The organism is Pseudomonas sp. 1121_17, assembly GCF_052850745.1.
In genome coordinates this window covers 1-12,898 of sequence record NZ_VXCX01000016.1, presented here as the reverse complement: position 1 = coordinate 12,898, position 12,898 = coordinate 1, and the positions used below count along the sequence as shown (strand labels likewise).

The 12,898-nt window shown below is 60.1% G+C and carries 14 protein-coding genes; 7 read left to right on the top strand and 7 right to left on the bottom strand.

Annotated elements, in window-relative coordinates; translation table 11 throughout:
• Window positions 1-17: 17 nt before the first annotated feature.
• The 3 genes from FW789_RS22130 to FW789_RS22120 are packed head-to-tail and all read left to right on the top strand — an operon-like array spanning window position 18 to window position 2,686.
• Window positions 18-1,013: a TRAP transporter substrate-binding protein gene (locus tag FW789_RS22130; protein WP_446432046.1), complete on the top strand. Its 996-nt coding sequence runs from the start codon at window positions 18-20 to the stop codon at window positions 1,011-1,013.
• A gap of 51 nt (window positions 1,014-1,064) precedes the next feature.
• Window positions 1,065-1,868, top strand: a complete 804-nt coding sequence (locus FW789_RS22125) for a carbon-nitrogen hydrolase family protein (RefSeq protein ID WP_181107507.1) — start codon at window positions 1,065-1,067, stop codon at window positions 1,866-1,868.
• 17 nt (window positions 1,869-1,885) lie between these two features.
• Window positions 1,886-2,686, top strand: coding sequence for an HpcH/HpaI aldolase family protein (locus tag FW789_RS22120; protein WP_411563016.1), 801 nt, complete (start codon window positions 1,886-1,888; stop codon window positions 2,684-2,686).
• Between the two features lie 48 nt (window positions 2,687-2,734).
• Here the strand turns inward: FW789_RS22120 and FW789_RS22115 are convergent, their stop codons facing one another.
• Window positions 2,735-3,634, bottom strand: a complete 900-nt coding sequence (locus FW789_RS22115) for a LysR family transcriptional regulator (RefSeq protein WP_181107505.1) — start codon at window positions 3,632-3,634, stop codon at window positions 2,735-2,737.
• Window positions 3,635-3,746: 112 nt separating this feature from the next.
• On the opposite strand from FW789_RS22115, the gene FW789_RS22110 reads away from it, so the two are divergent.
• Genes FW789_RS22110 through FW789_RS22095 form a run of 4 tightly spaced genes read left to right on the top strand, consistent with a single transcriptional unit; the run spans window position 3,747 to window position 7,428 of the window.
• Window positions 3,747-4,418 carry an RraA family protein gene (locus FW789_RS22110; protein ID WP_181107504.1) on the top strand — a complete coding sequence of 224 codons (672 nt, stop codon included), beginning with the start codon at window positions 3,747-3,749 and terminating at the stop codon, window positions 4,416-4,418.
• A 49-nt stretch (window positions 4,419-4,467) separates the two neighbouring features.
• Complete coding sequence (locus FW789_RS22105; RefSeq protein ID WP_411564726.1) at window positions 4,468-5,517, top strand: TRAP transporter substrate-binding protein; 1,050 nt, start codon at window positions 4,468-4,470, stop codon at window positions 5,515-5,517.
• 25 nt (window positions 5,518-5,542) lie between these two features.
• Window positions 5,543-6,148, top strand: coding sequence for a TRAP transporter small permease subunit (locus tag FW789_RS22100; RefSeq protein WP_207073506.1), 606 nt, complete (start codon window positions 5,543-5,545; stop codon window positions 6,146-6,148).
• Window positions 6,142-7,428: a TRAP transporter large permease gene (locus tag FW789_RS22095; RefSeq protein WP_411564725.1), complete on the top strand. Its 1,287-nt coding sequence runs from the start codon at window positions 6,142-6,144 to the stop codon at window positions 7,426-7,428. The genes FW789_RS22100 and FW789_RS22095 overlap by 7 nt, the downstream gene beginning before the upstream one ends.
• Before the next feature lie 130 nt (window positions 7,429-7,558).
• Here FW789_RS22095 and FW789_RS22090 read toward each other — a convergent pair whose 3' ends face one another.
• The 6 genes from FW789_RS22090 to pstS form a co-directional block, all read right to left on the bottom strand.
• Window positions 7,559-8,200 carry a hypothetical protein gene (locus FW789_RS22090; protein ID WP_103437563.1) on the bottom strand — a complete coding sequence of 214 codons (642 nt, stop codon included), beginning with the start codon at window positions 8,198-8,200 and terminating at the stop codon, window positions 7,559-7,561.
• A complete protein-coding gene (locus tag FW789_RS22085) occupies window positions 8,197-8,898 on the bottom strand; it encodes a hypothetical protein (RefSeq protein ID WP_103437564.1) in 702 nt (233 codons plus the stop codon). Before FW789_RS22085 ends, FW789_RS22090 begins: the two co-directional genes overlap by 4 nt.
• A gap of 54 nt (window positions 8,899-8,952) precedes the next feature.
• Window positions 8,953-9,714: a phosphate ABC transporter ATP-binding protein PstB gene (gene pstB / locus FW789_RS22080; protein ID WP_217862385.1), complete on the bottom strand. Its 762-nt coding sequence runs from the start codon at window positions 9,712-9,714 to the stop codon at window positions 8,953-8,955.
• A gap of 74 nt (window positions 9,715-9,788) precedes the next feature.
• Window positions 9,789-10,682 carry a phosphate ABC transporter permease PstA gene (gene pstA, locus FW789_RS22075; protein WP_103437565.1) on the bottom strand — a complete coding sequence of 298 codons (894 nt, stop codon included), beginning with the start codon at window positions 10,680-10,682 and terminating at the stop codon, window positions 9,789-9,791.
• Window positions 10,682-11,647: a phosphate ABC transporter permease subunit PstC gene (pstC, locus tag FW789_RS22070; protein WP_101319855.1), complete on the bottom strand. Its 966-nt coding sequence runs from the start codon at window positions 11,645-11,647 to the stop codon at window positions 10,682-10,684. The genes pstA and pstC overlap by 1 nt, the downstream gene beginning before the upstream one ends.
• Before the next feature lie 67 nt (window positions 11,648-11,714).
• Window positions 11,715-12,746, bottom strand: a complete 1,032-nt coding sequence (gene pstS, locus FW789_RS22065; protein WP_103437566.1) for a phosphate ABC transporter substrate-binding protein PstS — start codon at window positions 12,744-12,746, stop codon at window positions 11,715-11,717.
• Between the last annotated feature and the right edge of the window lie 152 nt (window positions 12,747-12,898).

Below are 12,898 nucleotides of genomic sequence, written 5' to 3'. Positions count from 1 at the left end.
ACAACAAAGGTATCGATATGAAAAAGCTCGCCTTCATCGCCGTGCTGCTGTTGTCCAGCAGCCTGAGTCTGGCCGCCGATTACAACACCCGGGTCATCAAGTTTGCCGCTACCAGCCCCAAGGGCACGCCTCCTGCGATCGGCATGGAACTGTTTGCAAAGAAGGTAGCAGAGCGCAGCGACGGCAAGATCAAGGTCCGCACATTCCCCAACGGCGTTCTCGGCGGCGATGTGCAGGTACTGTCGTCGTTGCAGGGCGGCGTGGTGGAGATGATGACCTGGAATGCCGGTTTGATGATCAATAACGTCACTGATTTCGGCATTCTCGATTTCCCTTTCCTCTACACCGATACCGCCAAGGTCGACGCCATGCTTGATGGCGAGGTCGGCAAGATGCTTACCGATCAACTGCCCAAGAACAATCTGGTTGGCCTGGCTTTCTGGGAGCTGGGGGTGCGCAACCTGACCAACAACACCCGCCCGGTCGGCACACTTGAGGACATCGCCGGCCTGAAAATTCGCGCCCAGCAGTCGCCGCTGTTTCTCGATGTATGGCGGGCGTTGGGTGCCAACCCGACGCCACTGCCCTTCACCGAGGTCAATACAGCGCTGGAAACCGGCACGGTGGATGGTCAGGAAAACCCCGCAGCGCTGATCCTTGCTTCGCGCTTCAACGAAGTGCAGAAGTACCTGAGCCTTACCCGACACAACTACAACCCGCAGATTGTGCTCATCAGCAAGACCTTCTGGGACACCTTGAATCCCGACGAGCAGCAGCTGCTCGGCGAGGTCGCTCAGGAAGTGCGCCTGGAGCAACGCAGGATCTCCCGCGAGGCAGACATCAAGGCTATCGCCGAATTACGCAGCAGCGGCATGCAGGTCAACGACCTGCCGCCCGCTGAAATAGCACGCATCCAGACGAAGATTCGTCCCGTGGTCGACAAGTACGCAGCACAAATCAATCCCGAACTGGTGAGCAAGGTCTACCAGGCTATGGGCTATCAGGCGCAGTGAATCCCTCCGCGCCGCACTCGGCGGCGCACATCATTTGCCATAAGGAACAGTATGAAAATCTCTGTCGCGCAGATTCACCCAGTGGCCGGCAATCCGGTACAGACTCTTGAGAGAATCGCCGCATTGGCACGCCAGACGGCTGCCGAAGGCTCACGCCTGATCGCGTTTGCCGAATGCCTTGTCACCGGCGGGGCCTTCGACAGCCGCGAGGACCTCGAGCGTGGTGCCATCACGCTCGATGCGCTGGCACCGCTGCTGGAGGTATCGGCCGAAAGCGGCATCCTTATCGTGGTAGGTTTCTACGAGCGACATGCCGATCAGGTGTTCAACACCGCCGCCTTGATCGGCCGTCAAGGGATCATCGGCCTGCACCGTAAACGCCACCTGCCATTCATGATCGGCGATCGCTTCACCGATCGCCCCAGCGAGTGGACACCACCGGTGTTCGACACCGAGATAGGTCGGATCGGCCTAGCTATCTGCTATGAAATTCGCTTCCCCGAGGTCGTGCGCACGCTGGCTCTCGAAGGCGCCGACATCGTCGTGCTGCCGGCCGCCTGGCCGGAGCAGGCGCGCATGTTGCCGGACATCTTCAGCACCGTGCGTGCTGCCGAGAACATGGTCTATTTCGTCGCCCCGAACCGCAACGACATGGATGAAGGCATGCAGTTCATCGGCACCAGCCACATCATCGAACCGTCCGGCAAGACCTTGGTCCGCGCTGGGCTCGAAGACGGCGTCTACAGTGTTGACATCGACCTGGCCAAAGCACGCAACAAGTCGCTGATTCGCGATCCCGGCGTGTTCGAAGTGCACCCGTTCCGTGACCGTTTACCCGCAACCTATCGCATCTGAACCAGGCGAAATCAAGTATGAACCATAACACTGCACCGACGTCGCTGACGGCGCGCATGGCGCGTGGCACTACCTTTGGCATGAATATCTACAGCACCGCTTGCATGGCCATCGAAGTGGCCGGCAACTGGGGACTGGACTTTGTCTTCATCGATGCCGAACACACCGCCCTGGGGGTGGATCGAGACATGGAAAAGCTGCTGCTGGCAGCCCGCTGCGCGGCTATCCCCAGCCTGGTACGGGTCCGCGGCACGCTTGAGTGGGACATCCGCAAGGCCTTGGAAATGGGTGCATCGGGAGTGATCGTACCGCAGGTACATACAGCCACGCAGATGCGCCAGATCATCCAGTTCAGTAAATTTCCACCGCTGGGTCGCCGTGGCGGCGACAGCTCCGTACGCTCGGCAGGTTTCGCCGGACCGGGGTTTGACTGGGCGCACTACACGGAGGCAGAAAACGCTCGCAGCGTGATTGTACCGATGGCCGAAAGCTATGAGTTCTTCGACAACATCGATGAGATTCTGGATGTACAGGGTATCGACGCCGTGCATTTCGGGCCAGCGGACTACTCGTTGTCACGCCGACTGCCGGTCGACTATCGGCTGGGCAACCCCGAGGTGCTGGAGCGCCTTGAGCTGCTCATCGAAAAATGCCACGCCCGTGGTATCCAGGTGATGGTGCCGTGCGCCCCAGCGGACCAGGAAAGCGCCCGGCGGCTGGTAGCCATGGGTAGCGACATGCTGTTGATGGGCAGTGACCTGTCCTGGCTCAACCAGGCTGGGCAGCGCATTGCGCAAGTGAAACAAGCGCTCGTCTGAGCGCATCGCCGGCCTGGGCAAGCCCAGGTCGGCAGTGCCTCTGCATGATCAATCGAGCAGAAAATTCTGTTTGACCAAGGTCGCCCGAATGATTGAAACAAGTTCGCCCAACTGCATGTCCGGTCGCTCGGTCAGGTACGACAGGCAGAACTTTGCAGGCGGGATAACCGGGTCGCACGGCAAGGTTTTCAACATGTCTACGGCGAGCATGTCGCGGATCAGCGGCACCGGCAGAATACCGATGGCGTGCCCGGCCGAGACCATCTTGGCGATAAAGGCCAGCGAGTTGCTCGAATGAAAGGCATGGCTCACAGCGCCACCTTCTTTCAGCCAACGATCCACCACCGAATACAACGTCGACGGTGCACTGTGGGTCACGATTGAATATTGCCGCGCGTGCTGAGCCAGAAACGGCCCATCGGCGATATCGAGGTGCCGCGCGGCAACCCATTGAAAGTTCATCCAGCCGAGGAACACGTCGGTAACGTCTTCACGCGTCGAGGGATTGGTCAACAGCGCAATATCGAGTTCATGATCATTCAGCTTTCGATTAAGGGCAGCGCCCACATCGATGCTGATTTCCAGGGTGATTTCCGGGAAGTGCAGTTTTATTTCACTGATCACCGCTGTCAGCCCGACCATGGCTGAACACTCGTCGGCGCCCAGGCGCAAACGCCGGTGTGTTTTCTGCTGTGCAGCGAACTGTTCAAGTTGCGCGCTGTTGTTCAACACCAGTTCAGCGTGACGCAACGCCGTATGCCCGTCGGCGGTCAGGGTCATGCGTTGCTTGTTGCGGTCAAACAGTTTGACGCTGAGCAGCGACTCCATTTCCTTGATGCGTGCCGACACGGCCGGCTGGGTCAGGTGAAGATGCCGGGACGCTGCATGAACGCCGCCCAAACGCGCGGTCCAATAAAATGCCTCGATCTGCATCAGTGTGATACGCATGATAAAAACTGCTCCAGGGACTGCTTACGGATTTTTATTATCGAGCGCACAACGTGATTGTTAGGATGACCGAAACCTTTTGAAAATGCATCCGCCATAACAAGAACCCACTATGTATCTAATTCATGCACTGCCCGCCCAGGTCGATCCAGACATACTCGAGGTATTGATCGACGCCGAGCCGGCAACGATCGGCCACTTCATCACCCACGGTATCCCTCGCCCAGAGATCAAGGCGCACTTGCAGAATGTTCGCGCCGTCGGCACTGCGGTGACAGTGCGCATGCCCGGCAACGATGGTGGCATCCTTCACTACGCAATGGGCTGTGTGCGCCCCGGCGACTTCCTGGTGGTGGACCGCTGCGGCGAGTCGATTACGGCAGCGCTGGGTGGCGCCATGGCGTATGCCGCCCAGCAGGCCGGTGTGGCCGGTATCATCGTCGACGGCTATGTCACTGATCTGGGTGAATTGCGCGAGCATGGCGTACCGGTGTGGTCACGCGGCGCCAGCGCGATCACCACCCGAGTGGTGGGCCAGGAAGGCGAATTCTGCACTGCCATCCAGTGCGGCGGAGTCGTTGTGCGCCCCGGCGATGCTGTGGTGGCGGATGAAAACGGGATCGTTTTCCTGCCGCCAGATCAAATGGTCGCGCTCGCACGGCGGGCGATCGATTTTCAGCGCAACGAAAAGCACACCCTGGCGCGCCTGGCCAAAGGCGAGAAGTTCCCGGATATTGTCGGGTCACGGGCAACCATCGACGCGGCATCCCGCCCCCGCGAATGACCCCGGCGCCGCGTTGACGTAGCTCCCGAACAAAAACAAGAGGACTACCGTGAAACTCAGCTCGCTGCTAAGACCGCTGGCGCTCGGCGCCGTGTTGACAAGCCCGCTGGCAACTGCCCAGGACTACCCCGAGATGCGCTTTAATGTGGTCGGCGGCGGCAGCCACAACTACACGTTCCGCGCGGTCGAGCAGCCATTCTGGAACACCACGCTGCCACAACAATCCAATGGCAAAGTCACCGCACAACTGTTGGGGCTGTCCGAAAGCGGCCTGAAAGGCCCGGAGATCATTCGTCTCATGCGCTTTGGCGCAGTGGATATAGGCATGGCGGTGTTCGCCTTCGTTGCCGGTGATGACGCCAGCTTCGAAGGCATCGACCTGCCAGGCATGGCCGCCGACGTAGATAGCGCGCGTATCATTGCCAACGCCTACAAGCCGGTGCTGCAGCAGCGCCTGGCCGAGCGCCACGGTATCAAGTTGCTGGCCACCGTGCCCTATACCGCGCAGGTGTTCTTCTGCCGGGCACCTGTGCAGACACTGGCCGACCTCAAGGGCCGCAAGGTTCGCACACGCGGGCGCAATATGGCCGAACTGGTCAAGGCCATCGGCGCAGCGCCGGTGACCCTGCCTTTTGCCGAAGTGGTAAGCGCGCTGCAGACCGGCGTCATCGACTGTGCTATCACCGGTATTGGCTCGGGCAATGCCGCCAAATGGTACGACGTCGCCGAATACCTGTATGACTTGCCGGTGGACTGGTCGATCGGCTTCTATGGCATCGGCCTCAAGCGCTGGCAGCGCCTGCCACCCGACGTGCAGCAACTGCTGCAGACTCAGGCCCAGGTGCTGGAGGACGCCTTGTGGCAGGCGACCGCCCGAGAGAATCGCTATGCCCTGGCCTGCAATCTGGGCAGAGCAGACTGCCAGATCCATCAACCCGCCCACATGACGGTCACGGCTCCAGACCCACAGGAGTTGAAGACCCTGCGCCAGGCTGCACTGCAGATTGCCAACGACTGGGGCAAGCGCTGCGGCGTAGCCTGCGTCGAGCGCTGGAACGCCACTGTCGGCAACGCCATCAGCATGCGCCTGACCCCATGAAGCACTTTCCTCGGAGTTCACCGCCATGAAGACAGCCTGTACCAGCATGACGGCGATCAACGCCATGGCCAAGGTGAGCAGCTGGGTCGGAGGATTCGCCCTGCTCGGATGCGCCCTGCTGATCAGTATCGACTTGATCTTGCGCAAAACTCTGGGCGTATCAGTGGGCGGTGCCGACGAGATTGCCGCCTACGTGCTGGCGATTACCAGCGCGTGGGCATTTCCGGTGACCTTGCTCAAGCGTTCGCACATCCGCGTCGACATCGTCTATGCCCGCCTTGGCCTCAAACCCCGCGTGATGCTCGACCTGTTCGCCTTGACTTGCATGGGCCTGATGGTCAGTGCGCTGGTTTACCACGCCTGGAGCGTGTTGGGGGATTCGATCGACTACAACTCGGTATCCAACACGCCACTGCAGGTGCCGCAATGGATACCGCAGACGCTGTGGTTTGCCGGCTATGCATTTTTCGCTCTAGCCCTGCTCAGTTTGATGATCACCTGCCTCGGCCACCTCTTGCGCGGGCGCTGGCAGGCCGTCAGCACGCTGATCGGCATCAACACCATTGAACAGGAAATCGAGAAAGAGCTTCACACCATAGGTAACCCGGCCAAGGAGCAGACGCAATGCTGAGCCTCACTCTCTTGCTGTTGCTCGCCCTGCTGGCGCTGAGCGTTGCTGCAGCCGTCAGCGTAGGCCTGCTCGGCATGTCGCTGTCGCAGTTGTTTTCAGGCCTGCCACTGAGCAGTGCGATGGGCGAGATCGCCTGGAACACCAGCACCGAGTTCCTGCTGGTCGCTATCCCGCTGTACATCCTGATGGGCGAGCTGCTGGTTTGCTCAGGCGTGGCCGGGCGTATGTACCAGGCAGTCGAGAAATGGCTGTCGTGGCTGCCAGGCGGCTTGATGAACGCTAACATCGGTGCCAGTGCCCTGTTTGCCACCACCAGCGGCTCCAGCGTGGCGACCGCCGCCACCATCTCTACCCTGGCAATTCCCGAGCAGGAGCGCAAAGGCTATAACGCGCCGCTGTTTCTGGGTTCGATCGCCGCCGGCGGCACGCTGGGCATTCTCATCCCGCCGTCGATCAACATGATCCTGTTCGCTTTGATCGCCAACGTCTCGGTGCCCAGGCTGTATCTGGCCGCAACCATCCCAAGCATCATCCTCAGCCTGTTGTTCGTCGCTCTGATCGTCAGTGCTTGCCTGGTGCGCCCGCAACTGGGTGGGCGCAAGGAACACACTGCCTGGGCCGAACGCCTGGCGTGCATCCCTGACCTGCTGCCTCCATTGGCTATCTTTACGTTGGTGATCGGCTCTATCTACAGTGGCTTCGCCACTGCCAGCGAGTCTGCCGCACTTGGCGTACTCAGCGCGCTGGGGCTGGGTCTCTGGCGCAGGGCATTGACCTGGGAGAGCCTGGGCCAGGCGTTCGAAGCGACCCTGCGCACCACTGGCATGATCATCTTCATCACCTTGTCGGCGTTCTTTCTCAACTTTGTGCTGGCCTCGATCGGGCTGACCACCACACTGGTGAATTTCGTCACCGAGTTGCAGCTTTCGCCCACGGCTACGCTGATAGCGATCGTTCTGTTCTATGTCGTCCTGGGCTGTTTCATGGACACGCTGGCGATGCTGATCACCACCGCCCCTCTGATCGTGCCCATCGTTGTCAGCCTCGGCTTCGATCCCTTGTGGTTTGGCGTCGTGCTGATCGTCCTGTGCGAAATGGGCCAGATCACTCCGCCGTTCGGCATGAACCTGTTCGTGGTGCAGAGTATCCGCGGGCGGGGCAAATTCATCGACGTGATATACGGTGCACTACCATTCTGCCTTGCCCTGCTGGTACTAATTGCGCTGTTGGTGCTTTTTCCACAGATAGCGTTGTGGTTGCCCAACAAGTTCCAGGCATGACTGCCTGAGCGGTGCCGATCACTCGCAGGCAACCGTCGCTGCGCTTTATCCTCCGCATACGGAACAGGATGCTCTTTCGATGGCTGCTACCGCGCCGGCTCCGCGCAGATACACGGCCAGCTTCGACAACCTACTGGCCAAGCGACTGATTTGCGGACCACTGCGGCGCCACACTTTGGCGAGTCAGCTGGCCGTAGCGCTGCGGTTGATGCCAAGCTAGCTGCGCATGCACCTTGGCAGTGGCATCCAAGACCTTCTGCGTCCAGTTGTCATCCTGCGCAGAGACGACCACGACGCGGAAACCGTGATCGATACCCTCAGCCCGAACCCCGTCAGAATCATCCACATGCAGATCTATGTCGAACAGGCCCGGATGCTTGGACGGCGGCCGTGACAGCCCATGCTCGGCCATCATGTGCAAATGCCGGTCATTGTTGACCACGCCGTCGACGCGGATGCCATAGAGCAGCAGCCAGCGTTTGATGTAGGCCGGGGTGCGGCCGGACGAGGTGTAGATCCAAACGCTGCAATTCTGCCGGCGCAGGTCGCGAATCAGCTCACGAGTACCAGCGCGCAGCGGTTCACCCAGCCAGTCATGTATGAACCCTGGCAGCTTGCTGCTCTCGGCCGGGCAATTGTGGTGGTGGCAGGCCAAGGTGTCGTCGATATCAAACGAAATACGAACCTGTGGGCGGCCCAGCAGGCGCGTTGCCGCTTGCCAGCCACGAGCAATGCCGGCCTGGCACTTTTGCAGCACTGGCGAGCGGCTCATCGGTGAGTCCCCTGATAACGGCGCGCAGGCGGCGTATTGAGGAAGAACACCGTAGCGGCCGGTGCTTTCGCCTCGAGGAAGGCGGCGTACTTCTTTTTGATCTTGGGCAATTCGTACAAGGCTTTGACACCGTGTTTGGCGGAGTTGCGGATGACCGAGGACGGGTTGAAATAACCCTCGGCGTTGTCCAGCGTCAGCACAAACGGCGGCAGCCCTTCGCGCATCAACAGGTAACTGACCAGGAGCGAGCCCGTGCGGTTGTTACCTTCGATAAACAGCTGCGGCTTGCTGAGGATGCGCACATACACACCGGCTGCGCGCTTCCACACCGAATCGCTGTGGTACGAGCAGTACCAGTTGTACAAATCCTTGATGCCGCCTTCGACGTTGTTGAAGAAGTGTTCTTCAGTTGCAGCCAGGTGCTGAGCGAACTCCACCCGCCGTGCCGGGTCGCGGCCACAGAGCACGGTGGCGTTGATCTCGAGCATCAGGTTCAGCTGCTGCAGGTCGAACAGGTCGATGCCGCGGGCAACATAATCGTCTACCAGGGCATAGCCTTCCAGCACATTCTGCAGCACCTCGTCGGTGAACGGATCGCGCTGCTCGGTGAAGTGCTGGCTGAGCTCGCCGAAGCGGCTCTGCACCTCCCGCAGTGCGCGCTCTATAGCGCGTAGATCAAGACGACGTGTTGCAGACATTGGCAATCCCGAGAAACAATTTAACAAAGGCGACAGCGCTGAAACTGGCTCGAATCAACTGAACTTGCCGCTGATGTAGTCATTGGTCAGCTGCTCACGCGGGCTTTCGAAGATCTGCGTGGTCGGCCCCATCTCGACCAGATAACCAGTGCGTGTGCCTTGGGAAATGTCCACCGAGAAGAACGCCGTGGTATCAGCAACACGGATCGCCTGCTGCATGTTGTGGGTCACCAGGGCGATGGTGTAGTCCTTCTTCAGCTCGACCATCAACTCTTCCACCCGGCGGGTAGCAATAGGGTCCAGCGCCGAGCATGGTTCATCCAGCAACAGCACTTCAGGCTCGGTGGCAATGGCACGGGCAATGCACAGCCGTTGTTGCTGGCCACCGGACAGCGACAGGCCGCTGGCCTTTAGCTTGTCCTTGACCTCGTCCCACAGTGCAGCGCCCTGCAGCGCGTGCTTGACGCGATCGCCGAGGTCACCCTTGTAACGGTTCAGGCGCAGACCAAACGCCACATTGTCGAAGATGCTCATCGAGAACGGGTTGGGCTGCTGGAACACCATGCCGATATACCGACGCACGACGACCGGGTCGACGCCCTTGCCATACACATCCTGGCCGAGGAAGTGCACATGGCCTTCGAAGCGGAAGCCTTTGACCAGATCATTCATGCGGTTGAGGCTACGCAGCACAGTACTCTTGCCGCAGCCAGACGGGCCGATGAAACCGGTGATCTTGTTCTTCTCGATCGGCACATGGCTGTCGCGCACAGCGAGGAAGTTGCCGTAGAAAATCTTGTCCAGTTTGCAGTCCATTACCACGGGTGCCTGGCTGACAAACGGAGCGGCTTTTCGCGCAGTGGATACGTTCAATTCAGTTGCTCCTGAGTTCAGTACTTGGGCTTGCCGAAGATACGGCTGACGACATTGACTACCAGCACGATCATCACCAATACCAACGAGGCGGCCCATGCCAGTTCGAGCTGATTGTCGAAGGGCATGCCGGAGAAGTTGTAGATAAGTACGGCAAGCGATGCCGTCGGGTTCATCACGGCCAGGCTGCCGTCATGGTAGATCCAGTAGTTGCTGAACAGCGCCGTGAACAGCAGCGGTGCGGTCTCGCCGGCAGCGCGGGCAACCGCCAGCATAACGCCGGTGAGGATCGCCGGCAGGCCGGTGGGCAGCACGATCTTCCAGATCACCTGGGCGCGGGTGCAGCCCATGCCGTAGGCGGCGTCTTTCATGATCTTGGGCACCATTTTCATGGCTTCTTCAGCGGTCAGCACCACGATCGGCAGCATCAACACCGCCAGCGCCACGCCACCGGCCGGTGCCGAATAGGTGCCAGTAGTCATGACCACCAGCGCATAGGCAAACACCCCGGCCAGGATCGAAGGCAGGCCGGTGAGCATCCGTGCGGCGAAGCGCGAGGCGTTTGCCAGCTTGCTCTCAGGGCCCAGTTCGGCAAGAAACACGGCGGCCAGAATGCCAACCGGAACGGCGATGGCGGCAGCGATGCCGACCATGACGAAGGTACCAGCCATGGCGTTACCGAAACCGCCACCCATTTCGAAACCGGTCGGTGGCAGTTCGGTGAACACTTCCAGGCTCAAACGAGCACCGCCGCGCATGATCAGCATGTACAGCACGGAAATCAGCGGCACGCTGGCCAGAAACGCCGTGCACCAGACCAGCGTGGTCAGGCTCAAGCTACGCAGGGCGCGCCCTTCGAACCGGCGCTGCAGGCTTGGCACTGCAGCTGTTGGCGACGAGAGGTCAGTCATTATTTGTTACCCCGTTGCGCGTAAAGCATGATCATCGAGCCGAGCACGTTCACCAGCAGGGTGATGAACATCAGCACCAGTGCGGCGTACATCAGCACCTCGACCTCGTTCGGCCCGGCTTCCGGGAAGTTCAGCGCGAGCAAGGCGGCCAGGGTGTTGGCCGGGGCGAACAGCGACAGGGTGATGGTGTTGGCGTTGCCCACCAACATCGCCAAAGCCATGGTTTCACCCAGAGCGCGGCCCAGACCAAGCACCAGCGAGCCAAAGATGCCGGTTGCAGCGGCTGGCACCATCACCTTGAGGATGGCCTCCCAGTGGGTGGTACCCATGCCGTAGGCGGCCTGCTTGGTTTTCATCGGCACGCTGGTCAGGGCGTCCTGGGACACAGCGGCAATGGTTGGCAGAATCATGATGGCCAGTACCAGCGCCGCAGGCAGCAAGCCTGGGCCGCTCAGGGACGAGCCGAAAAAGGGGATCCAGCCCAGTTCGCTGTTCAGCCACGCGGTCAACGGACGGATCGCCGGGATCACCACGTAGATGCCCCACAGGCCGTAAACGACGCTGGGGATCGCGGCGAGCAGCTCGACGATGGTACGAAACACCGCTGCTAGCTTTGCAGGGAGGAAGTCCTGGGTCAGGAAAATGGCCATGCTGACGCCGAAAAAGCCTGCGATCAGCAAGGCGATCAGGGCGCTGTAAAGCGTGCCCCAAATAGCGGGAAGAATGCCGTACTTGCCTTGGTTGACATCCCAGACGGTGCCGAACAGCACGTCGAAACCGTGCTTCTCCATACCGGGCAGTGCCTTGCGGCCGACTTCGAAAACCAGCGCAACCACCAGCGCCAGGATCAGCACCACGCCGATGCGGGCGAGCGCGCGGAAGGCGCGGTCAACCAGAAAATCCTTGGTGGACGGTGGCCGGCACGCCGAGTCGGGGTTATCCGGTATGGCAAAAGGTGTGTTCATTGGCGAGTTCCGGGACAGGGAGCAAACGCTGCGGGCTGAAGGCTCAGTCCGCAGCGACCTGGCAGTGTTACTGGATGTTTGCAGAGGCTTTGCGTACTTGCTCTACAACCGACGGCGGCAGCGGGATGTAGCCCATCGAGTCGGCGATCTGCTGGCCCTTGGTCAGGCTGTACTCGACCATTTCACGCATCGCCTTGGCCTTGGCCGGGTTGCCGTTGTCCTTGCGGAACAGCATCCAGGTGTAGGAAGTGATCGGGTACGACTTGGCACCGTCCGGATCAGGAAGCCAAGCGACCAGGCTTTCCGGCATTTTCACCGCAGCCAACGCTTCGGCACCGCTCTCGGCGTTAGGCACGACGTATTTGCCGGCTTTGTTTTCCAGCTGGGCGAAGTCGACCTTGGCCAGCTTGGCGAAGCCGTATTCGATGTAGCCAATGGCGCCTGGGGTCTGGCGAACAGTAGCGGTTACACCGTCGTTTTTCGGCGACTTGATGAACTTGTCAGTGGCTGGCCAGTTGACGGTATTGCCTTCACCCAGTGCTTCTTTGAACGCAGGGTTGATTGCCGACAGGTGTTTGGTGAACACCGCGGTGGTACCGCTGGAGTCAGCACGAACAACTACGGTGATCGGCGTGGCAGGCAGCTTCAGATCGGGGTTGGCGGCAACGATCTGTGGGTCGTTCCACTGGGTGACCTTGCCGAGGAAGATGTTCGAATACACTTCACGCGACAGTTTCAGCCCCTTGGGATTGCCTGGCAGGTTGTAGGCCAGAACGATTTCGCCGGCGGTCATTGGCAGCATTTGTACGCCTTCGCCGACCTTGGCGATGTCTTCGTCTTTCATCGCCGAGTCACTGGCGGCGAAGTCGACGGTCTTGTTCAGGAAGTCCTGAACCCCTGCCCCGCTCCCCTTGGATTGGTAGTCAACGGTGACGCCAGCAGTGTTCTTGCTGAAATCCTTGAACCAGGTCAGGTAGATCGGTGCTGGGAAACTGGCGCCGGAACCGGTCAGGCGCACGTTTTCTGCGGCGAAGGTTGCCGAAGTGGCGCTAAGAGATACCGCAACGGCAAGTGCAGCAGACTTCATCAGGCGTATCATGGAAAAGGCGCTCCGTGTGATGGCCCGCACACATTGCAGCACTCTTGTTACAGCTTTGTGACGGTTGAGTGGCATACGCACTGTTTATCGCTGAAACAGGCGTTGCAGAGGTGCTGGTGTCGGCCGAGCCTCGCGCCATCACGCAGAACTCT